At 44.4% G+C, this 23,670-nt stretch carries 19 protein-coding genes and 1 pseudogene; 14 read left to right on the top strand and 6 right to left on the bottom strand.

Going from position 1 to position 23,670, the window contains the following annotated elements; translation table 11 throughout:
- Nucleotides 1-70: 70 nt before the first annotated feature.
- Nucleotides 71-622 carry a septation protein IspZ gene (ispZ, locus tag ACPEGP_RS06415; RefSeq protein ID WP_068403925.1) on the bottom strand — a complete coding sequence of 184 codons (552 nt, stop codon included), beginning with the start codon at nucleotides 620-622 and terminating at the stop codon, nucleotides 71-73.
- A 204-nt stretch (nucleotides 623-826) separates the two neighbouring features.
- On the opposite strand from ispZ, the gene ACPEGP_RS06410 reads away from it, so the two are divergent.
- Both ACPEGP_RS06410 and ACPEGP_RS06405 read left to right on the top strand, forming a co-directional pair.
- Entirely contained in the window at nucleotides 827-1,708 is an 882-nt protein-coding gene (locus ACPEGP_RS06410) for a PHP domain-containing protein (protein WP_423812942.1), read from the top strand.
- Nucleotides 1,709-1,992: 284 nt separating this feature from the next.
- A complete protein-coding gene (locus ACPEGP_RS06405; RefSeq protein WP_423812941.1) occupies nucleotides 1,993-3,585 on the top strand; it encodes a diguanylate cyclase in 1,593 nt (530 codons plus the stop codon).
- 3 nt (nucleotides 3,586-3,588) lie between these two features.
- Here the strand turns inward: ACPEGP_RS06405 and truD are convergent, their stop codons facing one another.
- On the bottom strand, nucleotides 3,589-4,863 hold the full coding sequence (gene truD / locus ACPEGP_RS06400) for a tRNA pseudouridine(13) synthase TruD (protein ID WP_423812940.1): 1,275 nt from the start codon (nucleotides 4,861-4,863) through the stop codon (nucleotides 3,589-3,591).
- 262 nt (nucleotides 4,864-5,125) lie between these two features.
- Here truD and ACPEGP_RS06395 point away from each other — a divergent pair, with 262 nt between their 5' ends.
- Both ACPEGP_RS06395 and ACPEGP_RS06390 read left to right on the top strand, forming a co-directional pair.
- Nucleotides 5,126-6,733, top strand: coding sequence for an FAD-dependent oxidoreductase (locus ACPEGP_RS06395; RefSeq protein WP_423812939.1), 1,608 nt, complete (start codon nucleotides 5,126-5,128; stop codon nucleotides 6,731-6,733).
- Between the two features lie 107 nt (nucleotides 6,734-6,840).
- The gene (locus ACPEGP_RS06390) at nucleotides 6,841-7,464 is read left to right on the top strand and encodes a GNAT family N-acetyltransferase (protein WP_423812938.1); all 624 of its coding nucleotides are present in this window, start codon (nucleotides 6,841-6,843) and stop codon (nucleotides 7,462-7,464) included.
- Between the two features lie 65 nt (nucleotides 7,465-7,529).
- Here ACPEGP_RS06390 and ACPEGP_RS06385 read toward each other — a convergent pair whose 3' ends face one another.
- Nucleotides 7,530-7,742 carry a hypothetical protein gene (locus tag ACPEGP_RS06385; RefSeq protein ID WP_068403915.1) on the bottom strand — a complete coding sequence of 71 codons (213 nt, stop codon included), beginning with the start codon at nucleotides 7,740-7,742 and terminating at the stop codon, nucleotides 7,530-7,532.
- Nucleotides 7,743-7,849: 107 nt separating this feature from the next.
- Between ACPEGP_RS06385 and ACPEGP_RS06380 the strand changes: the two genes are divergently transcribed.
- Nucleotides 7,850-8,227 carry a hypothetical protein gene (locus ACPEGP_RS06380; RefSeq protein WP_286796727.1) on the top strand — a complete coding sequence of 126 codons (378 nt, stop codon included), beginning with the start codon at nucleotides 7,850-7,852 and terminating at the stop codon, nucleotides 8,225-8,227.
- A 124-nt stretch (nucleotides 8,228-8,351) separates the two neighbouring features.
- On the opposite strand, the gene gorA is transcribed toward ACPEGP_RS06380, so the two are convergent.
- Nucleotides 8,352-9,707, bottom strand: coding sequence for a glutathione-disulfide reductase (gene gorA, locus ACPEGP_RS06375; RefSeq protein ID WP_423812937.1), 1,356 nt, complete (start codon nucleotides 9,705-9,707; stop codon nucleotides 8,352-8,354).
- Nucleotides 9,708-9,852: 145 nt separating this feature from the next.
- Between gorA and ACPEGP_RS06370 the strand changes: the two genes are divergently transcribed.
- The 3 genes from ACPEGP_RS06370 to ACPEGP_RS06360 all read left to right on the top strand — a co-directional run bounded on the left by ACPEGP_RS06370 (nucleotide 9,853) and on the right by ACPEGP_RS06360 (nucleotide 11,647).
- A complete protein-coding gene (locus tag ACPEGP_RS06370) occupies nucleotides 9,853-10,134 on the top strand; it encodes a DUF503 domain-containing protein (protein ID WP_423812936.1) in 282 nt (93 codons plus the stop codon).
- A gap of 324 nt (nucleotides 10,135-10,458) precedes the next feature.
- Nucleotides 10,459-11,316 carry a M48 family metallopeptidase gene (locus ACPEGP_RS06365; RefSeq protein WP_144296618.1) on the top strand — a complete coding sequence of 286 codons (858 nt, stop codon included), beginning with the start codon at nucleotides 10,459-10,461 and terminating at the stop codon, nucleotides 11,314-11,316.
- A gap of 133 nt (nucleotides 11,317-11,449) precedes the next feature.
- On the top strand, nucleotides 11,450-11,647 hold the full coding sequence (locus tag ACPEGP_RS06360; RefSeq protein ID WP_227671157.1) for a DUF503 family protein: 198 nt from the start codon (nucleotides 11,450-11,452) through the stop codon (nucleotides 11,645-11,647).
- Between the two features lie 63 nt (nucleotides 11,648-11,710).
- Here the strand turns inward: ACPEGP_RS06360 and ACPEGP_RS06355 are convergent.
- Together ACPEGP_RS06355 and uvrA are read right to left on the bottom strand one after the other, a co-directional pair.
- Nucleotides 11,711-12,359: pseudogene (locus ACPEGP_RS06355) on the bottom strand (IS1595 family transposase).
- 476 nt (nucleotides 12,360-12,835) lie between these two features.
- A complete protein-coding gene (gene uvrA, locus ACPEGP_RS06350; RefSeq protein ID WP_423812935.1) occupies nucleotides 12,836-15,742 on the bottom strand; it encodes an excinuclease ABC subunit UvrA in 2,907 nt (968 codons plus the stop codon).
- 826 nt (nucleotides 15,743-16,568) lie between these two features.
- Between uvrA and ACPEGP_RS06345 the strand changes: the two genes are divergently transcribed.
- The 6 genes from ACPEGP_RS06345 to gspD all read left to right on the top strand — a co-directional run bounded on the left by ACPEGP_RS06345 (nucleotide 16,569) and on the right by gspD (nucleotide 23,612).
- Nucleotides 16,569-17,933, top strand: a complete 1,365-nt coding sequence (locus ACPEGP_RS06345; protein ID WP_289047516.1) for an MFS transporter — start codon at nucleotides 16,569-16,571, stop codon at nucleotides 17,931-17,933.
- A gap of 108 nt (nucleotides 17,934-18,041) precedes the next feature.
- Entirely contained in the window at nucleotides 18,042-18,686 is a 645-nt protein-coding gene (gene ssb, locus ACPEGP_RS06340; RefSeq protein WP_423812934.1) for a single-stranded DNA-binding protein, read from the top strand.
- A 271-nt stretch (nucleotides 18,687-18,957) separates the two neighbouring features.
- The gene (locus tag ACPEGP_RS06335; RefSeq protein WP_144296613.1) at nucleotides 18,958-19,281 is read left to right on the top strand and encodes an H-NS family nucleoid-associated regulatory protein; all 324 of its coding nucleotides are present in this window, start codon (nucleotides 18,958-18,960) and stop codon (nucleotides 19,279-19,281) included.
- A 302-nt stretch (nucleotides 19,282-19,583) separates the two neighbouring features.
- The gene (gene gspN / locus ACPEGP_RS06330; RefSeq protein WP_423812933.1) at nucleotides 19,584-20,315 is read left to right on the top strand and encodes a type II secretion system protein N; all 732 of its coding nucleotides are present in this window, start codon (nucleotides 19,584-19,586) and stop codon (nucleotides 20,313-20,315) included.
- Entirely contained in the window at nucleotides 20,316-21,236 is a 921-nt protein-coding gene (locus ACPEGP_RS06325; RefSeq protein WP_423812932.1) for a type II secretion system protein N, read from the top strand.
- A 111-nt stretch (nucleotides 21,237-21,347) separates the two neighbouring features.
- Nucleotides 21,348-23,612 carry a type II secretion system secretin GspD gene (gene gspD, locus ACPEGP_RS06320; RefSeq protein WP_423812931.1) on the top strand — a complete coding sequence of 755 codons (2,265 nt, stop codon included), beginning with the start codon at nucleotides 21,348-21,350 and terminating at the stop codon, nucleotides 23,610-23,612.
- The last annotated feature ends 58 nt before the right edge of the window (nucleotides 23,613-23,670 follow it).

Here is a 23,670-nt window from a genome sequence, read left to right as displayed (position 1 = left end):
ACCAGAATAAAAAATAATGATAATATGTCTCATTATACTTTTAAGTCTTTTATTATGATTGAAATAGCTTCTATTTAGTGGTTTTATCGGTTAATGCTGGATTGAGATGGTTTTTTAATACGGCAAATTGGGCAATCACAAATACCAACATAATTGGAATCCAGCCATAAGTTTTAAAGTTAATCCAAGCCTCATCAGACATCGTAAATGCCGTGATATAATGCAAAATACCCATAAAGGCAAAAAACAGTGCCCAAGCGACGGTGAGTTTTTTCCAGCCACTTAAGGTCAGTGAAAACACTTCTTTCATCGCCAGTTGCATCAGTGGCTTATTGATGATGGCACTGACCAATAGCGTAACGGCGAAGATACCGTTGATGATAGGCGACTTCCAGCGTAAGTAGATGTCGTCACGCAATAGCAGCGTGCCACCGCAAAAGACGATGGTTAATAATAAAACGACCCACTGCTGCTTATCAAATTTGCCTTTTTGACGCACAAAATGGATGGCATAAATAATAATAGTGGCCACGAGCAAGGCGCCTGCCGCCGCTAAAATGCCACTGTAACGCGCGGCAATAAAAAACGCGATCAACGGAATGAAGTCTAATAGGGCTTTCATAGCAAATAGGATGTCCAACAAAAAACGTATGGGGTAGTTTACACGTCTACTGCTGCAAAAAAAAGCAAGTAACAGGATAATCATCCGTTATGATCTGCCTTCATGCGTTATCTTCGCCGCATTTCCCCTTTTTTACTGATAATATAGTCAGTAGTGACAGCGTATTTGAATGCACAACACTTTCAACACCTTAAGGCCAGCTTTATGAAAATCGACTTACATTGCCACAGTACTTGCTCTGATGGTACCTATGCGCCGACCGAGGTAGTACAGCGCGCGCACAATGCTGGCATTCATGTACTGGCGCTGACCGATCATGATACCTTGATGGGTATCGACGAGGCGCGCGCAGCGGCTGAGGCCTGCGATATACAATTAATTAATGGGGTTGAGATTAGCTGCGAGCATACACTTAGCGGCGGTTATGGCAAAAATAAATCTACCAATAAAATTATCCATGTATTGGGACTGGACTTCACCGACTTTGATAAAATGCACGCGACGCTGCAGCAATTGCAAGATAGCCGTGCCACGCGCGGTCAACGTATCACTGCAAAGCTTAGCGAGCTATTAGATATTGATTATAATGAGCTATGGCAGGCGGTGCTCGATAAAGCAGGCGGCAATCCACAAGCGGTAGGGCGTGCGCATATTGGTCAAGTGTTGTTTGAGCGCGGTGCGGTAAAAACCGTGCAAAAAGCTTTTGATAAATATCTAGCGGATAATAAACCCGCCTACGTGGCGATTGAAGCATTAACCATGCAGCGCGGCATCGAGCTGATTCACGCTTGCGGCGGCAAGGCGGTACTCGCGCACCCAACCCGTTATCAGCTATCTGCCACCCGCGTACGTAAACTGATCGAAGAATTTGCCGGGCTTGGCGGTGATGCTTGTGAGTTACCCTCAACTAGCGAACCGATTAGTACGCGTCGAATGGTCGATCGCAGTATCGCTGAACATCAGCTTGCTGCCTCTATCGGCAGTGATTTTCATGGTAGTAATATGCCGTGGCGACGTTTGGGCGACGTACCAAACCTTAATCCTGAACAGCAAGGTATTTGGCAGTCATTTGCGGCATTGGCTTAGTTAAAAGTATAAACCAAAACTATTATTTAAAATGATAAGTCGATCCTGTGACTCGGCATTGTAAATTGACCATATAATTGAAAATCATTATTAAAAATCATTACTAAAAAAACATAGGCCAAAATGAGGTGTCAGATATTGACGCATAAATCACTTAAACAGATTGATAATTAAAAGAAAAATTGCCACACTAAATGCGTCAGTTTAGATCTAACATAAATCATCCTTTTTACTTTCTTATTTGGTTTTAGCTCAATAACTTTCATTATCTGCGGTAGCCCATTATGGCTGTATCGATATCTCATCTAGGCTACAGAAAACTCTCGCGAGTGATTTTTGAGTGGCAAGCTGCTGATAGGGCATCGCTGCTGGCATTGTTTATTTTGCTGGAAGTGTCATCGCATTGGCTATGGTGTTTATTTGTCTGGTGGCGCCAAGATATCTATGGCTCCTACGTAAATATGGATGTGCTGTATCCCTTGTGGATAGGGCTCACCTTGATGGTCCTGTTTTTTTCTTGGATGGTTAGCCGCTTATCGCCGATTAGAAAAGACACGGATTCGTTATATAAGTGGCAAGCGATAATCGTCACGCTTTATAGCCTTTATATTGCCGTGGTCATTTTAGTCATGGGTCACAGTAGTTTGGTCGCGGGAGTATCACTCGTTGGCGGCGCGATGTTAGGTATGATGCTTATACGTCGCCGCTATGTCTGGAAAGCCTTTTTGGGTCATATTGTCCTGATTTTTCTCGTCACTTTGGTTCCCTATTTTGGCTTGACGATACCCAATCTACGTCAAATGACGATGAGCTCTTTTCCTTTAGATGGCTATAGCTATCTTACTTATAGCGAGATGACATCAATTGAAAATGCCATTTCTGCGTCGATTTTTAAAAATGGGATACTGAGTTGGGAGACCTTTAATCAACTGCGTTTGTCTTCAGCATTTTTTTGGCGCACCACCCATATTTATATGGCGCTGCCAAAGGCAATTTTTATCATTTATATGTTTCGCACGCTGCTATTGATATTGGATAACAGTAAAGCTGAGATTATGCAGTATGCCAATCAAGATGAATTGACCCAGTTAAAAAGCCGCCGTTATGGTTTGACGCAGATGCAGCAAGCGCTGCTCGCAATGGGAGATAAGCAAGATTTCAGTGTGATTTTATTGGATTTAGATTGGTTTAAAAATATCAATGACAATTATGGTCACGACGTTGGCGACCAAGTGCTGTCTGAGGTTGCTCAAACCCTATTAAACTCTTTATCAGAAGAGAGCATTGTCAGTCGCTATGGCGGCGAAGAGTTTTTGATTGTGCTACCCGATACCCAGCATGATAGTGCCATGACCATTGCGAAGCAGCTGCGCCAAGATATTGCGCAACATGTCATCAAGAGCGATGATGGAACGGATTTTAATATCACTGCCAGTATAGGGGTTTATACCCTGACCCATGAGGAGCGCGCCTGTATTCAAAGTGAATATAGGGCTTTGGCATTAGAAGAAAGTACGCAGCCGCTGGCGGAAACGCAGAAATCTCGTAGGCAAGAGGCCGATATTAATAAAGCCCGTACCGACAAAGCTAGCACCAACAAAGCCAGTACGCAAAAAGAAAGCTCGCAAAAAGAAAGCTCGCAAAAAGAAAGCTCGCAAAAAACCCGCGCCCAAAAAAGAATCTCTCATAGAAGAAAACGCGCTGCCACAGAAATATTAAAGGCGCAGCTGCCGAGCGATATTTGTCAGCGCTTAATCTGCATTGCTGATAAAGCCTTATATGAGGCAAAAGATCGTGGTCGCAATCAAGTGGTCAGCGCCAATGCTGTGTTAGCGGCAGAAAAAGATAAGATTGCCGTCCTTTATGCGACTAGCTAATCGTTAACTAACGCCAGATGAAGTGTTTAAATTTTGCACTAAGCTTGAAAGTACACTGGTCGCAAAGCTACCCGTCGTTAAGGTAAAGCTCAGCACCAATATAGGCTCATTATCTATGTCCTGCCATTCCCAACTTAATTCTTCAATCGGTAATCTTAGCGCGCGTCGTTGTGCTTTGATATCACGCTTCTCTAGGCCTGTAGCTAGCTGATGTAATAATGGGTCGTTTTGCACAATCTCATTTTCGATAGCGGCTGCTACGCCACTGACTTTATCATTACCCACGCCCCATAACACGGCGGTCGGATGAATATCGCCGCTGGCAAGCCGCGCTTGCAAAGTCTCGTCAATTGCTTCGCTGGCAAATATCGAGCCTGACCCGTCCAAATTAAACACTTCGCCTGCAAGCCCTGTATTCCAACTACCATCGCGTACTCGCGCTGCCAATATTTCATTAAATATCAAGCTACGCGCAGCAGACAGCTCCATGCTGTTTTGCTCGCGCGGCGCTTGTTTACGTTTGCTCTTTTTGGGCTGCGGACGACTTTCTGGCGCTGGACGGGCAAATAATGCCAATGCTTCTCTGACATTATTGCCATTACGACCAAAGCGCTGCGGGCCAAAATAATTGGGCACGCCCGTTGTGCTGATATTGGCTAAATGCTGCTCAACAGCACTTTTGTCACTTTTCTTAGCCGATAAATCCTGCTCGGACGCTGTAGCTTCTAAGTCCGCAAACTGGATATCTCGTAAAGTAATGATAAATTGATTGGCTCTATGCGTACCGCGATTGAGTTTTTTATTGTGCCACTGCTGTGCAAGGATAGTAAGCGATTCATTGGCGCCGATATCGACGGGCGCAAATTCAGACTCTGGTAATTGCTTTTTTGGTAGGCGCAGGCTAAACCACTGTGTCGTCAGCGCATGACGGTCTTTTAGCCCCGAGTAACCGACATCACGCAGTGGAATCTCTGCCCATTCGGATAGTAGTTTAGCCAGATAGGCGGTATTCATACCGAGCTTTTCGATATGCAGCCATAAATGCTCACCTTCGCCCGTAAAGTCGAGCGGCAATATCTCATTGACCACAAAATCTGTGGCATAGGCTTTATAGGTCGCTTGCCTTAAAGGCTGCTGCGTCGGCTGTGGCAATTTGGCCGTATCAGTGGCGGCGGTAATATCGATAGTTGAGATATCAAAGGTTTTATCAGTCAAAGGTTTGTTATTAGGAGAATCGTTATTAAATGAGTCGTTAGCAAAATCGTCTTGAGAAGTCATAAAAGGTATCTTTTGTATTGATAAAAAGTGGTAAGAGCAAAACGTTAAAGAGGGAGTAAAGGTAAGTTTACGTTTTGCAACGCAGTCAGTATATAAAAAAATGGCGTCTGGCAATGGGTCTTGCTAGTATCAAAATATCTGGCAAGACATCTGGTCTTTTAATCACGTATTTTTGGCATTAATATTTTATTTAAAACGCCAATAAAAAGTACATTTGCAGCAGGAAATAATAAATTTTAATAATAACCGTTAAGGATAACTCATGAGTAAAGCAACGATTCATACCGTCACCATTAGCAAAGCCGACATTCCAAATGGTGGCATGAAATCCTATAAACAGGATGACGATAGTATCATTTTAATCACCCGTGATGAGGACGAATTTAGTGCCTTCGATGGTAAATGTCCGCATGCTGGCGCAGATTTGGGTGAGGGGCTGCGCTGTGGTAATCGCGTCGTGTGTCCGTGGCATCACGGTACTTTTGACAGTCGCGACGGCACGCTATTGGAGCCTGTTGCGATGCGCGGCTTGACCCAATACGAGTTAAGCGATGAGGGCGATAGCATCGTCGTCAATACCGCCGCAAAGATAGATAAGCGCGTGGAAAATGACAAGCTGACGGACACCCATACCATTATCATTGGCGGCGGCGGCGCGGGATTTATGACTGCCAATCAGCTGCGTCATAGTGGCTATGGCGGCAAGATTACGATGATTAGTAAAGATGATAAAGCGCCTTATAATCGTCCTTTATTATCCAAGATGTTTTTGGCTGGCAAAATGAATGAGAAATATTTGATGCTTGGCGGCGCGGATTGGGCGAGTAACAATAGTATTGATTTGCGCTTAAACCAAACTGTCAGCGAAGTATTACCAAACGCGCGAACCATCGTCATAAAAGGCGAAGATGGTAAACGTGAAGAGCAAACGGCGGACTTCTTAGTGGTGGCGACAGGCGCTGAGCCAAAAGTGCCACCGTTTAAAGGCGCAGATGCCAAGGGAGTCTATACACTGCGTAGTATGGATGATGCCAAAGACATTAAAGAGGCCAGTGAAAACAAGCAGGTAGTTATCGTCGGTACCGGCTTTATCGGTATGGAAGTGGCGTCAGCATTAATGGAGGCGGGGAAGGTCGCTTCTATTACCATCGTTGGTCGTAGCCCTCGGGTAATGAGTAATATTGTCTCCGAAAGTATCAGTGATGCTCTGATTGATTTGCATAAAGAAAAAGGCGTGAACTTCGCCTTTGGTGCCAACGTTGCTGAGATAGCGCAAGATAATGGCACAGTGAGCGGGGTTATCTTAGATGACGGCAACAAAATTGACGCCGACATGGTCATATTGGGTACAGGTGTAGCACCGCGTACCGAAATAATAGACGAGGTCAACGATCCTGATGGTGTGCAAGTTAACGACTATTTAGAGCTGCGCGACGGCGTTTATGCGCTGGGTGATATTGCCAAAGCCACCAATCAGATGGGGCGTATGCGTATCGAACATTGGCGCGTGGCCCTGCAACACGGTATCGTTGCGGCCGCCGCTATTTTAAATGAAGACAATGTCAACTCTTCAGCCGAGCGTATTCCATTTTTTTGGACTGCACAGTATGGCAATAGCCTACGCTATAGCGGTCATGCCGCAACGCCTGACCACGGCATTATATTCGGCACGCCGAGTAAGTTCGACTGTATTGAGTACTATTTTGATGACGAAGCAGAAAACACCCGTGCAAGTGCTGCTATCTCACTTGGCCGTGATAAAGAGTTGATTGCCTTCTCTGAGCTACTGCGCCGTGATCATGCGCCAACGCGCGCGCAAATCAATGCTGGGTTTGATATTATCGCGCAAGCCCATGCGTTATCGCGCTAGTAGTAAAAACGGATACGTATTATTATAAAGGCTGGCTTGGTTATCCGAGCCAGCCTTTTATACAATAAATTTTTATAAGACATGAATGGAAAAGGAAAGCCGATGCTATGAATAAAGAGCCATTAAATAAATCAACCGTATTTTTACGTCAAGCTGAAGCAAGTGATGTCGACGCACTCGAGCAATTGCTCAATCGCTGTTATCGACAAGCGGAAGGCTGGACCAATGAGGCAGATTTGGTGGGCGGTATTCGTACTACCAAAGATGAGCTATTGGCTGTCATTAATGACCCAAAGCATTACGTTTTTATTTATCCAAAAACCACAAAAAGTGAGCGTGATGGCAAAGAAACGGGCGAGCTATTGGGCTGTATCGCGGTCGACATAAAAGATGATGTCGCTACAAATCAGCGCGCGGGTAATCAAAAAGCTTATATCGGTATGTTTGCCGTCTTGCCTGAGCTGCAAGGGCTTGGCGTCGGTCATCAGATACTGCAGGCGGCTGAGACGTTTGCGCAGCGGCATTTACAAGCAAATACCCAAACGCCTGCACAAAACCCTGCGCGTTTAACGATGTCTATTCTCAGTCATCGACCAGAGCTCTTGGCGTATTATCAGCGCCGCGGTTATCGTTTAAATGGCAATAGCATGCCGTTTCCCGTCGACGGTAATAATGGCGAACCTAAGCGCCAAGATTTAGAATTATTAGAATTAGAAAAACTCGTAAGCTAATGATAAGTCAATCAGTTTTACTAAATCTGAAGCCATTCACCTCAGAGCAATTAACGTAAAAGCCATTAACCCCAAAAACTGCCAAAGGTCATAAATAAACCGACACTCAATAGGAGAAATGCCACGATAATTAAACGCTTAAACCAGTTAAAACCCAGCAAGCGAGTGGCATTATCATTGGACATCAAATAAGCAAACAAGCCGATTAGGCTGGCGACCAAGGTCATGATACCAAGACCAATCGGTAAGATAGAAAAATACATCTGCCACACAAGCATCTCGCAACGGTGATTATTAAACGCATCATAGCAGTATCGTGATTGTGCTGTCTGAATTATCTGCCTCTTACGTTTGAAAAACGCTATCAGCATAACAGGAGGTGAAGGTGGGAAAGTTTAAAAAATTGACGCTATTCCTCCTATTTATACTATTTTTTGTCACCTATTCTAAAGCACCTCCTGATAGTGTGATTGAGCAATTGATCGCAGCACAATATAAAGAGGGTAACAAGATAATGCAGGCTGCTAAAACGAATGCGAGCAATAATAAGAATGACAAAATGGCGCAAGATATAAGCAGTTTGATGGAGCGCATGATGCCAACGCTTGAGCGCGTCGAGAATATCGACTGTAACCGCGTCAAGGGTAACCGTACTTTTAGCTGTACCGCTGATATCACCCAAACGATTGCGGGAAATAGCCGAACTAATAAAACCATATTTAACGTTTATCATGCCAAGGGAGAATGGACGCTGAATAATTAATTGCTTTAATAATCTTTGATAAATGAAGATTTATATGAAAAACGCAAAATGCCTTAATGGCTAGTAATAAAAAAGCTACCTCGTTAAAGGTAGCCTTTTATGAATTTAGCCCAGTCAATAAAAACTAGCGCATGGTGACAAATTCTTCTGAGCCTGTCGGATGAATAGCAACCGTGTTATCAAAGTCAGCTTTCGTCGCGCCCATTTTTATCGCTACCGCAAAGCCCTGAATCATCTCATCGACACCGTAGCCAATACCATGTAAGCCAATGACTTTTTCTTCTTCACCCAAGCACACCAGTTTCATCACGCACTTTTGACGATGCTGGGTGACTGCGCTATACATAGAGGTAAATGTTGATTTATAGCATTTGATATTTTCTTTGCCATGCTGCTCAACGGCGTCGATTTCAGACAAGCCAATCGTACCGATAGCAGGGTGGGTAAAGATGACCGTCGGTATCAAGTCATAACTGAGATGCTCATTGGTTTTATTGTTAAATAAGCGCTCTGAAAGCCTGCGACCGGCAGCGATAGCCACTGGCGTCAAATCAATGCTGTTTTCGATAATATCACCGACCGCGTAAATGCCTTTGACATTGGTGTTTTGAAATTTATCGACTTTAATTTTGCCAAATTCAGTGGTCTCAACGCCGGTTACTTGCAAGTTGATATTGTCGGTTGAGGGCGCACGTCCAATCGCCCAAATCAAGCAATCTACCGTATCAAGGCTACCATCTGCGGTACATAACGTCAGGCTACCATCTTCATTTTTATGAATCTCAGTGAGTGTGGTATTGGTATGCAACTGGATACCGTCTTGCTCCATCTCTATCAGCAAGGTTTCAACGATAGTATGGTCAAATGAGCGCAGCGGCGAATGTTGACGCACATACTGATGCACCTCAGCACCAAGGCTATTGAGCACGCCAGCGATTTCGACAGCGATATAGCCAGCGCCAACGATGGCAACCCGTTTTGGCATTTCATTTAACGCAAAAAAGCCATCAGAATCGATGCCGTATTCTGCGCCTTTGATGTCGGGGAGAATCGGATGTCCGCCTGTTGCAATCAAAATATGATCGGCGGTAATGAGCTCGCCATTGACCTCGACAGTGTTAGTATCGACAAAGGTAGCAAAGCCTTTTATCACTTCAACGCCATTTTTCGCCAGATTATTATCATAAGAGCGATGAATGTTTTCGATATATTGTTGGCGGCTATGGACCAGTTTTTGGAAGTCAAAACCTTTGACCTCGACGTCAAAGCCATAATCGGGTGCATATTTTTCGATGGCTTCGGCCACTTGCGCGCCGTACCACATGACCTTTTTGGGTACGCAGCCTAAGTTGACGCAGGTGCCGCCCAATTGGTTGGCTTCGATAATGGCGCATTTTTTGCCATAGCTTGCAGCGCGGTTAATTGATGCTATACCGCCGCTACCGCCGCCAATGGAAATATAATCATAATGTTTGGTCATTGTAATGTCTCTTGATTTGGTTTTTATTAGGAAGGTTGTGAAATTGGTATTTATAGGGAATAGGGTAAATATTAGCCTTTTTAACCCTACAAAAAGTATGCTTGATGATACCATGAAGTGTGACTGGTTTTAATAAGGAAAACTCATGCATATCGTTATCTTAAGCCTGACTTTCGCGCTACCGGGTTGTAGCTCACTCAAAGAAAAACGCCAACGGATGGGCGGCTTGCATGCACGCTTTGGCAATACCCCAAGCGTTGCGGTCTGTGAGAGCGGCGAGCGTGATCGGCATGACGCCAGCGAATGGACGTTTGTGATCGTTGGGCTTTCTAAACGTGAGGTGGAGTCGCAATGCAGCCAAATCGAGGAAAAAATAGAACGGACAATAGATGCGCGGGTGATGGATGTTGAGAGGGAGTTTGTTTAGGAGGATATATTAAAGGATGCTTTCTGAACAGCGACTCTGATTAAAAGAATACAGTTGGATGCTTCAATTGAGAGTTAAGTAAATATTTTGACTCTAGAAAACGAACTATAGTTTATTTGTTGATAGACTTTTGTTTTTTGCTATGATAATCTCTTTCAGCAATTCAGAAACATTACTTACATTTCAGTTACATATTCAATTATATATTGCTATCAATCGGGGTCATGCAAGATATAAATTTACGGTAGTAAAGCTCTAAATTTATAACTTCATGATTTTAATTGAGCTATTTAATTTGACTGTATTTCTCAACTAGGACGTTTAATGAAAACTGTTAATAAAATAAAAAGTGCTTTAGTTTTGACTACTATTACAACTTTAGTAGGTTGTACCACTGTAGCTGATATGGCAGGGTACGATACTGCTACGTTAAATACTAATGCGGCTAAAAGTTACTCTCAAGTGGTTTCTAAAGCCAATGGTCAAGGCGCAGTAGATAATACTTCTGCCACTGCTATTCGAGTTAAAAATGTCTTCAATCGTATGAAGCCTTATGCCGTTCGTGCTAATACAACAGGTGTTCCTTTTGACTGGCAAGTTACAGTTATACGTTCACCTGAATTAAACGCTTGGGCAATGCCTGGCGGTAAAATGGCTTTTTACACCGGTATTGTAGAAAAGTTGAAGTTAACAGATGCAGAGATTGCTGCGATCATGGGACACGAAATGACCCATGCATTATCTGAGCACAGTAAAAAAGATGCTGGGCAAAAAATTCTGACCGGCTTAGCTCTTCAATTAGGCGGTGCTGCGATACAGGAAAAAACAGGACTAAATGCTGAGGCAATGAGTTTAATTAGTGACTACGGCCTTGATAAGCCGTTTTCTCGTAGTCAAGAATCACAAGCCGATGCTGGTGGTTTACGTTTGATGGCACAGGCAGGCTACAATCCAGAAGCTGCAATTGCAGTATGGCAAAAAATGGAGGCAGCCAATGGTCGTAGCAATGCGATAGTTACTTTGATGTCTACGCATCCAAACTCTGGGCAGCGTATCGCTAAAATTCAGGCCCTGTTACCTGAAGTTATGCCAGTCTATCAAGCGGCGGCTAAAGCACCTGCTAAGGCAACTACTGGAGTAACTACTAACGCCACTACTACTAGAACTATTAAACGTAAATAACTCAGTAAGTATTCAAAAAAGTAAATGTTACCACAAAAGGTAAGTCAAACGACTTATCTTTTTTTTGCAAAAGGATATGTACAAGTGGCTGATTTGATGGTTATCTTATGTCTTAAGGGCTAGGTGTGGCAAGCTGTACTCATTTGGCAATACGCCAAGCGTCGCGGTTTGTGAAAGTGGCAAGCGTGATCGGCATGATGCCAGCGAATGGACGTTTGTAATCGTTGGCCTGTCTAAACGTGAGGTTGAGTCGCAATGCAGCCAAATCGAGGAAAAAATAGAACGGACGGTAGATGCGCGGGTGATGAATGTTGAGAGGGAGTTTGTTTAATTGAAGGCGTCTTTGGTATTTCTTTGTAGTATCAATTAGTTTAGGGGCTGTAGTAGATAAGGGTTAAATATCACACCATTTTCTCAGCGTTTTAAGCTGATGAGCCATAGTTAAATCTAAACTCACACTCTTTTAAAAACAAATGGAAGTTCTTTTTATCGATCCCATTATATTTTCTGAGAGTTCGTTTAGACTGATTCCAAAAGCTCTCAATGCCATTGATATGATTATTTTTACCGCAAGTGAACTCTTTAGAGTGATTGACTCTGAAATGTTTAAACTCGCTCACATCCAATGCATTGTAACTTCGATAACTATCCGTATAAACAAAGCTATCAGGCTTGATTTTACGCTTAATAACAGGTATTAAAGTAGTCTGTTTGGTGTCTGCTACGACAATGGTATAAACCTTGCCATTTCGTTTTAGAATACCAAATACGGCTGTTTTACCAGCAGCTCCGCGACCTCTTTTGCCTTTGCGCACATCGCCAAAGTAACTTTCATCTAATTCAACTTCACCATCAAAGAGCTCATCAGCTTCTAATGAGAGGTGGTAATCTATCACAAGTCTTATTTTATGATAAAAAAGTGCAGCAGTGTTAGGCTGAATATTGAGCAAATCTGCGGCTGTTCTAGCAGTTACTTCAGCTGCGTAAAACTCTAAGAGCCTTCGCTGAACTTTTTTACTTAGCTTACAACGGGTTATCTTCATAAAAGTAGTCTAGCATAGTGCTTATCTACTACAGCCCCAAATTTAAAGATCTAATTTTTTGGCTTTTATTGTTTAAAGCTTTAAAGGAATAGCTTCAAAAAAATGGAATTATTATAAATGCTAACAAAGTTCCAGAAAATAATGACCCTCCAATCAATGGGAGTTTCCAGTCATCTGGAACCTCTGGAATCAAGGAAGGTGCAAAAGTATGTCCTAGTAATACGGATAAGCATACTACAAACACTGCTGTAACGAACGCACGTGAAGTCTGTAGCTGTTTTATTATTTCTGTTAGCCAGTCCATGAATTTTCTTTTGAGGTTTTTACTTTAGTTTACTTTAAAAAGTTTAATTTACAAATAGGTTTAAATTAAAAGTAGCGGAAAGCACTTTTAACTACAGTGAACAGATTTTAGAAAACGAAAAAAGGCCACTCCCTAAAGAGTAGCCTTTTCATCAATTATTACCTAAGTTCTATTAACTTACTTCTTTCATCTTCTGCTTAAGCATCGGCTTTAAGAACTCGCCAGTATACGAGCCTTTCACTTCTGCCACTTCTTCAGGCGTGCCTTCAGCGATAATCATGCCACCACCTTTACCACCTTCAGGACCAAGGTCAATCACCCAATCGGCCGTTTTGATGACGTCAAGATTGTGCTCTATGACCACGATAGTATTGCCTTTATCGCGTAGGGTGTGGAGGATATGCAGCAGCTTATCGATATCATGGAAGTGCAGACCAGTGGTTGGCTCATCCAAGATATACAGCGTCTGTCCGGTATCACGTTTGGCAAGCTCACGCGCCAGTTTGACGCGCTGCGCTTCACCGCCTGATAGCGTTGGCGCTGATTGACCCAAACGAATATAGCTAAGACCAACGTCCATCAGCGCTTGCAGGCGACGATGAATCGCTGGAATCGCTGAGAAGAATTCAGTCGCATCTTCAACTGTCATATCGAGCACATCGGCGATGTTTTTACCTTTATAGTGAATCTCTAGCGTCTCGCGGTTATAGCGTTTACCATGACAGGTATCGCAGGGCACATACATATCAGGTAAGAAATGCATCTCAACTTTGATAAGGCCATCGCCTTGACACATCTCACAGCGTCCGCCTTTGACGTTAAAGCTAAAGCGACCCGCTTTATAACCACGAGCGCGCGCTTCTTGCGTTTGCGCAAACATCTCACGCACTGGCGTAAAGACACCGGTATAAGTCGCAGGGTTTGAGCGCGGCGTTCGGCCAATCGGGCTTTGGTCGATATCGACCATTTTATCCAAATGCTCAAGACCGCTAATGCTGTCATGCTTATCAGCGATAAGCGTTGAAGCATTATTTAATTGAGTGGCAGCGATAGGCATTAAGGTGCGGTTAATCAAGGTCGATTTACCAGAACCAGAAACCCCCGTAATACAAGTCATAATGCCAATCGGCAAGCTCAAATCCACATTTTTTAAGTTGTTGCCTATTGCGCCTTTAAGCTCAATCGACATCGGTACTTGCTTTGGTTTGGCTTTACCTCTGGCTTCAACTTCGATGGTTTTGGCTTTATGACGAATACTTGGAATCTCAATTCGTTTCTCACCAGACATATACTGCCCTGTGAGCGAGCCTTTGGTTGCCATAATGTCATCGACCGACCCTTGGGCGATGATATGACCACCGTGAACGCCCGCGCCGACACCGATATCAATCACGTGATCCGCTTGGCGAATGGCATCTTCATCGTGCTCGACGACCAGCACGGTATTGCCCAAATCGCGTAAGCGCGTTAAGGTTTTTAATAAACGATCATTGTCGCGTTGATGCAAACCGATCGATGGCTCATCGAGCACATACATGACACCCATCAGACCAGCACCAATCTGGCTAGCAAGACGAATACGTTGTGCTTCACCGCCCGATAACGTTTCAGCAGAGCGGGCAAGGGTAAGATAATCAAGCCCGACACTGACAAGGAAGTTAAGACGTTCATTAATCTCTTTAAAGATTTTTTCGGCGACTTCACCTTTATGACCGCCAATCTTGAGCGTTTTATAATAGTCAGCAGCATCACCGATAGACAGCTTAACAATTTGGGCTATGGTTTGATCGTCAACGCGAACATTGCGTGAGATTTCATTCAGACGCGCGCCATCACAGACGTTACACGTGGTATCAGCGAGATATTTTGCCAATTCATCACGCACAAGGTTGCTTTGGGTTTTGGCATAACGGCGCTCTAAATACGGTAGTACGCCTTCAAACGGCACAGTTTTATTGGTTTTACGACCACGCTCATCGGTAAAGTTAAAGGTCAGCTTTTCTTTGCCAGAACCTTGCATGATGATATCTTGCTGCGCTTTTGGTAAGTCTTGCCATGGCGTATCCATATCAATTTTGAAATGATGGCAAACGGTCGATAGCAAACCAAAGTAATAGGCGTGCCGCTTATCCCAGCCATTAATCGCCCCTTGATTGAGCGATTTTTCATGATGAGTAATCAGCTTATCGCTTGAGAAATACTGACGTTTACCGAGACCATCGCAACTTGGGCAAGCACCATAAGGGTTGTTAAAACTGAACATCCGCGGCTCAAGCTCCGAGACGGCGCGATCACAAACAGGGCAAGAATGCTTGGCTGACATGACTTGGTTTTCGTCACCGCCTTCTTTTGGATTGCCATCCATAAAGTGCAGGGTTACCAGACCTTGACCCAAGCGTAGCGCCGTCTCGAGGCTTTCAGCGACGCGGTTGCCCAAATCATCACGGACTTTAAAGCGGTCAACGACGACTTCAATCGTATGCTTTTTCTTCTTATCGAGCGTTGGCAGCTCATCGGTATCATAAACATCACCGTCGACGCGCACACGCACAAAGCCTTGCCCAATTAATTGCTCAAGCAATACCGTATGCTCGCCTTTACGCTCTCGAATCACCGGTGCCAGTATCATAAGCTTGGTGTCAACAGGCAACGCCATGACTTGATCGACCATCTCGGTCACCGACTGTGCCACCATTGGCTCGCCATGCTCTGGACAATAAGGCGTACCGATACGCGCATAGAGCAGGCGCAAATAGTCATAAATCTCGGTAATCGTCCCAACGGTTGAACGAGGGTTATGGTTGGTAGATTTCTGCTCAATAGCAATCGCTGGCGACAAGCCCTCGATACTATCGACCTCAGGCTTTTCCATCTGTGAGAGGAATTGACGCGCATAAGCCGATAAGCTTTCAACGTAACGACGTTGCCCTTCGGCATAAAGCGTATCAAACGCCAGTGACGATTTGCCAGAGCCTGATAAGCCAGTGATTACCACGAATTTATCGCGTGGAATGTCTAAATCGATATTTTTTAGGTTGTGCGTACGTGCGCCGCGTATTGCAATATGGTCATGTGCCATCGTTGATAGGTTTCCTATTTGCTAATGGTATATAAAATCTAAGCGTCAAATATAGTCAATGAATGGGCTGTTAAAAGCATATTTGGTTGTTAAGTTGCTATGGCTTTATAAAAATCTGCCGTTATCACGAAATTTCCTTAATAAAACAACAGTTATAAAATAGATTTTCATACGCTAATTTTTTCATAAAGCGTCAGTGATGTAGGTTTATATAAGCGTAACGTTCAAACCTAACTTAAGTCTTAACCTTGAAATCATTAAAACAATCTAAATGAAATGTTTGTTAACTAACATAAGTGCTTTGTTATAGATTGAATTAAGCTTTGTTTTTCAGTCTTTTCAGCATAGTTTTCGAGAAAATGTCGGTTTTGAATATTGTTAGTTGTAAGCACGGCTTTTTTAAGTATTACTTGTTTATGTCATACCACTTTAGATTTTATTATTTTAAATATCGTATTTCTTAAAAGCTTGGCTGCTTTAAAAGCCATTATACTTACTATAAATCTGTATCATTAAAATCAGTCTAAAAGCTGCCGTACAGTCAAGGCAAGTATCTTGTCAACGTCTTACTTTATTGTCATGGCAGCGGCATTATTCAAGGTGTAATGAGTCATTAAATGCACTTGGTAACAAAATTATCGCCTCTATAAAAAGCGCAAGTAGAAGCCAACCGTGCGGCTGCAGCAGTAAGATAAAAGTTTCGGCAAGCAAACGGCGAATGACTTATACTAGTGGGCTTGATTTGTAGGCTAACGCCTTGATAAAGGCGTGATAATACCAGCAAGCCGCAGTGATAAACCAGCAATGATGAACCAGTGAGGCAAGTATGAATAGCGTAGAAAAACGGGCAATTCTCGGGGTCGGTGGTATCTTCGCCTTACGGATGATTGGCCTGTTTATGATTGTGCCCGTGTTTTCGGTGTATGGTGATAATTATGCGCACGCAACGCCGTTTCTGATTGGTTTGGCGGTCGGTATTTATGGGCTCGGGCAAGCGATTTTTCAGATACCGATGAGCCTTGCCGCGGATAAGTTTCCGCGTAAGCCGATTATCTTTTTGGGTCTGATATTATTTGCTATTGGCGGTATCATCGCTGCCAATGCCACTGATATCTACGAAGTCATTATCGGGCGGGCGCTGGCAGGCAGTGGCGCGGTATCGGCGGTATTGATGGCACTACTTGCTGATGTGACGCGTGAAGAGATGCGCACCAAAGCGATGGCGACCATGGGTTTGACCATTGCTACCTCTATTATGCTGGCCTTTGCCTTTGGGCCTTTATTGGTCGGCTCGCTTGGTATCTCAGGGCTGTTCTGGCTCACCGCTGGTTTCGCTGTTTTAGCGATGTTGCTATTATTGTTCGTACCGACGCCGCTACGGGTGCTTAAGCACAACCTCGATAACAAGTCGATTGGTCAGCAATTGGCAGATGTGCTAAAAATTGGCGATTTAAACCGTTTGCATATCGGTATTTTTGCCCTGCATTTAACCATGACGGCTATCTTCGTTATCTTACCGCATCAACTTAGTGAAGTACTTGGTTTATCGGTACGTCAGCAAGGTTTGGTTTATTTGCCGTTATTATTTATTGGTTTTGCCGTAGCGATACCTTTTATTATTATTGCTGAAAAGAAGCGCAAAATGCGCCAAGTATTTTTGGCAGCGATTGCGTTAATGACCGCGGCTCTGGCATTATTAGCACTTGGTAGTCAGGTCGGGGTTGGTATTATTCTAGGCTTGTTGCTGTACTTTATGGGCTTTAATTTACTCGAAGCGACCATTCCCTCATGGATATCGAAGCGTGCGCCCGTTGCCAATAAAGCAACGGCGATGGGGCTAAACTCATCAAGTCAGTTCTTTGGTGCTTTTGTTGGCGGGGCGATGGGCGGTTTATTATTAACCCAGCCGAATTTACTGGCGTGGGGCGTATTGGCTGTTATTATGGGCGCGGCATTGCTGCTGATTATTCCGATTGCTGATCCACCGTATTTATCAAGCACCACGGTGACCATTCCCAAAGATATCAATATCCAAGATTGGTCACGGCAAATGCTGGCGGTAGATGGCGTTGATGAGTTGGTCGTGATGGCAAAAGAGCAGGTCGCTTATTTAAAATTGGATAAAACGCAATTGACAGATTCTGCACGACAAGAGCTGTCGCATTTAGCGCAAAGCCCCCTAGATATTTAACAGAAAAATGGTTAAAGTGAAGTCATATTACTGCTAGTATTCATACTCTATATTAAATACTCGATTAAAGCTGATAAACAAATTATTTATAAGTAAAAGGACGATATTATGCGCGGAGTTAATAAAGTTATCATCATCGGTAACCTTGGAGCAGACCCCGAGGCTCGCCAATTCAGTAATGGCGGTAGCGTGACCAACATTTCGGTTGCCACCTCAGAGCAGTGGACTGACAAGCAAAGCGGTGAAAAAAGAGAAGCGACAGAATGGCATCGCATTTCATTGTTCAACCGTCTAGGCGAAATCGCAGCGCAATATTTGCGTAAAGGCAGTAAGGTTTATATCGAAGGTAGCTTGCGTACGCGTAAATACCAAGATCCTAACGGCCAAGACCGTTATATTACCGAGATTCGTGCTGAGCAAATGCAAATGCTCGATGGTGCGAGCGGCGGTAGTAATGATGGCGGCAGCTTTGGTGGCGCTCAAGGCTCGAACCAATATCAGAACCAAGGCGGCTATGGCAATCAGGGTGGCGGTTTTGCTGGTCAGAACCAAAACCAAGGTGGCCAAAATAACTTTGGCCAACAGGGGAATAACCAACAAGGCGGTTATAACCAAGGCGGCGCTCAGGGTAGCAACCAACACAGCTTTAATAATCAAAATGCGCCTGCACAGCAGAACCAATTTAATAAACCTGCCCAAACAAAGCCGACGGCAATGCCTGACGGTCCGGTAGATGATGATATTCCGTTCTAGGATGCACCTTAGACCATAGTGTTGATTAAATCAGAGAAAAGAGCCTACATTTAGAGGCTCTTTTTTTTATATGATAAATTCTATTTAATATAAAAGTTTATTTTTTTGGAAATAGTTATTTGCTTACTGGCATTTATTATTAAATATCAATCAATACTTGTGGCGGTTTATATTTTTGTTTATATTACTGCTACTTACGATTTTTATTACGCATAAGTTTTTAGTAAAAATCCAACTCGGTTATAGCCTTAATATAAAAGTGGAGTTTACGATGAACAAAAATAACGTCATAGATTTAAATAGTTTAAACGTTGATGAGCTACGCGCGATTACTGAAAATGCGCAGCAATTGATTGAAGAAAAACAGCATCAGCGTTTATATGACGCCTATATGCAGTTTGAAAAAATCGCTGAAGAAAGCGATGCCAGCATCGAAGAGATTTTGCAAGCAGGCGAGAAGCTGGAGAAAAAACGCAGCATTAAATATCGCAATACCGATAATAATGAAGAAACTTGGACTGGGCGCGGACGCAAACCAACTTGGTTGGTAGATGCACTAGCGTTAGGTCGCAAGCTTGAAGATTTTGCCATCTAGCCATTTAAAAACTCTTGGTTAAAGGCTTATTCTATTCTGCTTTCATGTATTATTAATTATGATGGTTTCATAAAATAAGTTGCTAGATAAAAGCCAGTCTCTTTATCGCCACTATTTTGGTGCAAAGATACTGGCTTTTTTTCTGTCATCTGTATGCCATTGTTTGCTATGATAATGACGTTTTTGTCTTCTATAAGAGTTAGCTTACCGTGCCTCACGTTTCCACGTCGTCTCACAAGCGTCCCCGCAAGCTCTGGTGGCTACTTGGCTTTATATTCTTCGCGCTATTTGCCGTGTTGCAAATGCCAGCAGCCTGGCTACTTGAAAAATATGCCCCTGATACGCCGTATGTACAACATGTGTCTGGCAACTTATGGCAAGGCTCAGTGATTTGGCAATTTCCCGTGTCAGCAACACCGCTTACCGGTGCTGCTGAGTGGTCGTGGCAGCCGTGGCATCTACTATTAGGCAAATTAGGCGCAGAAGTCGATATCAGCTCAGAGCAGACCCGCTTAAATGGTCAGGTGAAAGTAGGCACCAGCTCATGGCAAATTCAAAACATGAGCGGTAAAATTGCCCCTGAAACTTTATCAAATGTGGTCGATTGGCAGCTGCCTAACACCCCAATTCAGGTCAATAACGTTTCATTAAAACGTCAATCTGCTAAAAATTCTGAGTCAAGCAGTTCAGGTAAAAACGCCGCTGGTTTTAGGGAGGCAAGCGGTCAGCTAACATGGGTTGGCGGTGAAGTTGGCTATCCTAGTGGCGGTAAGGTCTTTTATATCACCATGCCCGCGCTACGAGCCGAGCTTAGTGCCGAGCAAAAAAATAATAAAAATCTACTGCATGTTAATCTTATCAACAATCAAGATAAGCGCCTGGGCGATTTGTATATCGATGGCGATAATATGCTAGATGTGAGCTTAACCCAGCGTCTACTAGAAAATATGCCAGAATATAAAGGTCAAGCCCCACAAGATACGCCTGTGGTCAGTGTGCGCCAGCCACTGCTTAACGGCTTAGAGGCGCGCTAGATGATGAATGTTGCCGATGTATCTAGCCGTTTAAAACCTATTATTAATACCCTAAATCGCTTTTCAGCAGCACTATTGCTATTAGCGATTGTTTGGCTATGCTGGAGCGCGGCGCGTTTGCTTTGGTTGCTGCTGGCTGCGCCATTAGCACCTGCCTTACCGCTTGCTCCTTTACAGAATACGGCGAACAGTAGTGCAGATCATAGTGGTTTATTTGCCATTTTTGCTGACCCAGATCCTATCGCTGCGCCAGTACAGCCGCCGCCTAATGTTTCGTTAAAAGGTGTGCTTATCGCCATACCAGAGAGTCTGTCTTCGGCGATGCTGGACGTCAATGGCGAAGTGAAAAATTACCGTATCGGTGACACTTTAAAAGACAGTGACTATACGCTGGTCGCCGTCGATTGGAATGAAGTCATTATCGCCGATGCTTACGATAAAGAAGTCGTCATCAGAATGCCAGAAGCCATGCCGCTTGATCAAAGTGCCATGCTGGCGGGTGCGGTGGGCAATCAGCGTTTGCCCGATAATAGTATGTTGCCAAACCTGTCTAATGCACCGATGCCCGAGCAAGGCAATCCTGAGATGCAGCCAAATAGTGACGCAAGTAATGATAGCGAGCCACAGTCGCCAATTGATGAAGCCGTCACCGAATTACAATCAAACCCAGCCAGTTATTTAAGTCGGATGGGAGTAATGGCGTCCGGTGAAAGTTATCAGGTCACCGCCGCCATGCCAGCCAAACTGCGTAACCGTTTAGGGCTAGAGCCGGGTGATAAGGTACTGACTGTTAATGGTCAAAGCGTTGGCAGTAATCCCGGCCAAGATGCCAGTATACTGCAGCAAGTAAAACAATCTGGCGAAGCGCAAATAGAAGTACAGCGCGGCGATCAAGTTATTACAATTCGCCAGCAGTTTTAGTAAAAAATTTCATCAGTTAATACATGTGGTTCATATTATATTCAGCAAAAGATTTGTTCAGTAAGTACGAAAATCAGTATATCCGCGTCATCACTGTAGGTAATTATCAATATGGTCAGTTCTCAAAATTTTTCGGTCACGCCTTTGTACCATATCTTGCAGCGTTTGATGCGTTTGTGTCGGCCGCTATGTTTAGCCGTTCCGCTATGGGCAGCGAGTACAGGGCTGGTCAATGCAGAAAGCTGGAAGGTTAATCTGCAAGATGCCGATATTAAAGCATTTATTAATGAAGTGGCGACCATTACCAATCAAAACTTTGTCCTCGACCCGCGTATCAACGGTAACGTCACGGTCATCTCCAATAAAGCGCTGTCACGTGACGAGATTTTTCAGCTGTTTTTAAGTGTCATGCAGGTCAATGGTATTGCCGCTATCGATTCGGGTACAACTATTAAGCTGGTACCAGATAACGTCGCCAAGCAATCTGGCGTGGCGGTGGACTTACGCGGGGACAGTGTCGGTGAAGCCTTAGCGACAAGAGTGATTTATTTGACCAATACCCAAGCAGCAGAAGTGCTTGGCGTCATTCGTCCCTTGATGCCGCAGTCCGCCCATGCAGCAGCGGTACCGGGCGTTAATGCGCTAGTATTGTCAGACCGCGCTGATAGCTTAAACCAATTAACGGCGCTTATCCGCGATTTAGACAGCAACGTCAATGACAGTTTGCAAGTCATACCGCTGCGTCACGTCGACGCTGAGCGTATGATGGAGTTGATTAGCGCCTTGGTGGCAAGCGCGGGTAGCGGGCAAGCGCAAGGTGGCAGTAATCAGCTAAAAGTCATTGCCGATACCTCTAGCGATAGGCTGCTCGTCAAAGGCAGTCCGGAGATGATTGCCAAAGTTCAAGAAATGGTCAATCAATTAGACACCACGCCTTCGAGACGTTTAAGTGGTCTGCGCGTCTTTCGCTTAAAATATGCCAGTGCCGGTCACATTGCAGAGATGCTGCGCGGCTTGCTTTCCAGTCAGTCTATTAATAGCGCTGGTGCGGCTTCAACCTTAGAGTCAGCTTCGCTAAACGGCGCCAGTAGTACAGGCTCGGCCCTTAACAATAATACTAATGCGCTTACCAACAGTGCTGCAAATACCAATACTGGCGCTACGGGAGCAGCGTTATCTACGGCAAGTTCAGGTGGCACAGGTAATGGTATTGGCGGGCGACCTTTTAGCATTATCGCGGATGAAACGCAAAATGCTGTTATCGTCAATGCCGCGCCCGAGCTGATGTTTGAGATTGAAGATGCCGTCGCTCAGCTCGATAGCCGCCGTGCCCAGGTTTTGATTCAAGCGGCGATTGTTGAGGTTTCAGGCGATGACGCTACCCAACTTGGCGTGCAGTGGGCCCTGGGTAATGCCAATAGTGGCTATGGCGTGGTGAACTTTAATAATGTTGGCGCGAGTGCCGTCTCGCTTGCCGCCGCCGCGTTATCAGGTGGCGCAAATATTAGTGCAGCAGCGGGCTCTATTGCTGGGGCGTTAATTGGTATCGGCGATAGTAAAAAAGACAGCCAAGGTAACACTCAGTTTTATGGTGCAATCTTACAAGCGCTTGATTCTTCGACCAGCGCCAATCTGCTGTCGATGCCATCAATCTTGACCTTGGATAATGAAAAGGCCAGTATTTTAGTCGGTCAAAACGTGCCTTTTGTCACCGGCTCTTATACCACAGGCAGTGACTCATCGACCAATCCTTTTCAGACCATTGACCGCCAGGATATTGGTATCAATCTAAATGTCATTCCTCATATTGGTGATAATGGCACCGTACGTCTAGAGGTCTCGCAAGAGGTCTCATCCGTAGTGCCTGGCAGCGCCGCCAATGCCAGCGGTCTTATTACCAATAAAAGCTTGATTAATACCACTATACTCGCCGACGATCAGCAGACCATTGCTTTGGGTGGTTTGATGCGCGATAACACCACCACCCGCCAACAAAAAGTCCCCGGCTTAGGCAGTATGCCTGTTATCGGACGGCTGTTCCGTTCTGATAATGACAGCACGCAAAAGAGTAACTTAATTATTTTTTTACAGCCGACCATCTTACGTGACGGCGGGGCTGTCGCTAGTGTGACTGAGCGCAAATACAATCAGATGCGCGTCCTGCAGCTGGTCATCGATAAAAACGGCACTATTAAACAGCTGCCACTTAGTGGTACAGAAGGTTGGAATGGCAACGTCAGTGCTGACTATGAGCTGATGCCGCTTAACCCACTGGTACCTAAGCGTGACCAAACGCCAAAGCCAACTTCGCAAGGGTTTACTAAAGTAGATACACCTAGTAGTAGTGGCATTACGACTTATCCTTTAAAACGCTAAATTCTAATATAGAGCGCTTGCGAATGGATAACGTAGGCGCTAACTTCTTGATTAAAGT

It is taken from the genome of Psychrobacter sp. 219-2-C (assembly GCF_049560815.1).
GTDB classification, from domain to species: domain Bacteria; phylum Pseudomonadota; class Gammaproteobacteria; order Pseudomonadales; family Moraxellaceae; genus Psychrobacter; species Psychrobacter faecalis.
This window is presented reverse-complemented; position numbering and strand designations above follow the sequence as displayed.

Bases quoted from the DNA above. Each gene is read 5' to 3' on its own strand.
- gorA (WP_423812937.1), bottom strand. From the start codon at position 9,707: ATGACCAAACATTATGATTATATTTCCATTGGCGGCGGTAGCGGCGGT.
- ACPEGP_RS06390 (WP_423812938.1), top strand. From the start codon at position 6,841: ATGAATAAAGAGCCATTAAATAAATCAACCGTATTTTTACGTCAAGCT.
- ACPEGP_RS06405 (WP_423812941.1), top strand. From the start codon at position 1,993: ATGGCTGTATCGATATCTCATCTAGGCTACAGAAAACTCTCGCGAGTG.
- ACPEGP_RS06410 (WP_423812942.1), top strand. From the start codon at position 827: ATGAAAATCGACTTACATTGCCACAGTACTTGCTCTGATGGTACCTAT.
- gspD (WP_423812931.1), top strand. From the start codon at position 21,348: ATGGTCAGTTCTCAAAATTTTTCGGTCACGCCTTTGTACCATATCTTG.
- ACPEGP_RS06345 (WP_289047516.1), top strand. From the start codon at position 16,569: ATGAATAGCGTAGAAAAACGGGCAATTCTCGGGGTCGGTGGTATCTTC.
- truD (WP_423812940.1), bottom strand. From the start codon at position 4,863: ATGACTTCTCAAGACGATTTTGCTAACGACTCATTTAATAACGATTCT.
- ACPEGP_RS06385 (WP_068403915.1), bottom strand. From the start codon at position 7,742: ATGCTTGTGTGGCAGATGTATTTTTCTATCTTACCGATTGGTCTTGGT.
- ssb (WP_423812934.1), top strand. From the start codon at position 18,042: ATGCGCGGAGTTAATAAAGTTATCATCATCGGTAACCTTGGAGCAGAC.
- ACPEGP_RS06370 (WP_423812936.1), top strand. From the start codon at position 9,853: ATGCATATCGTTATCTTAAGCCTGACTTTCGCGCTACCGGGTTGTAGC.
- gspN (WP_423812933.1), top strand. From the start codon at position 19,584: ATGCCAGCAGCCTGGCTACTTGAAAAATATGCCCCTGATACGCCGTAT.
- ACPEGP_RS06365 (WP_144296618.1), top strand. From the start codon at position 10,459: ATGAAAACTGTTAATAAAATAAAAAGTGCTTTAGTTTTGACTACTATT.
- ACPEGP_RS06325 (WP_423812932.1), top strand. From the start codon at position 20,316: ATGATGAATGTTGCCGATGTATCTAGCCGTTTAAAACCTATTATTAAT.
- ACPEGP_RS06395 (WP_423812939.1), top strand. From the start codon at position 5,126: ATGAGTAAAGCAACGATTCATACCGTCACCATTAGCAAAGCCGACATT.
- ACPEGP_RS06335 (WP_144296613.1), top strand. From the start codon at position 18,958: ATGAACAAAAATAACGTCATAGATTTAAATAGTTTAAACGTTGATGAG.
- uvrA (WP_423812935.1), bottom strand. From the start codon at position 15,742: ATGGCACATGACCATATTGCAATACGCGGCGCACGTACGCACAACCTA.
- ispZ (WP_068403925.1), bottom strand. From the start codon at position 622: ATGAAAGCCCTATTAGACTTCATTCCGTTGATCGCGTTTTTTATTGCC.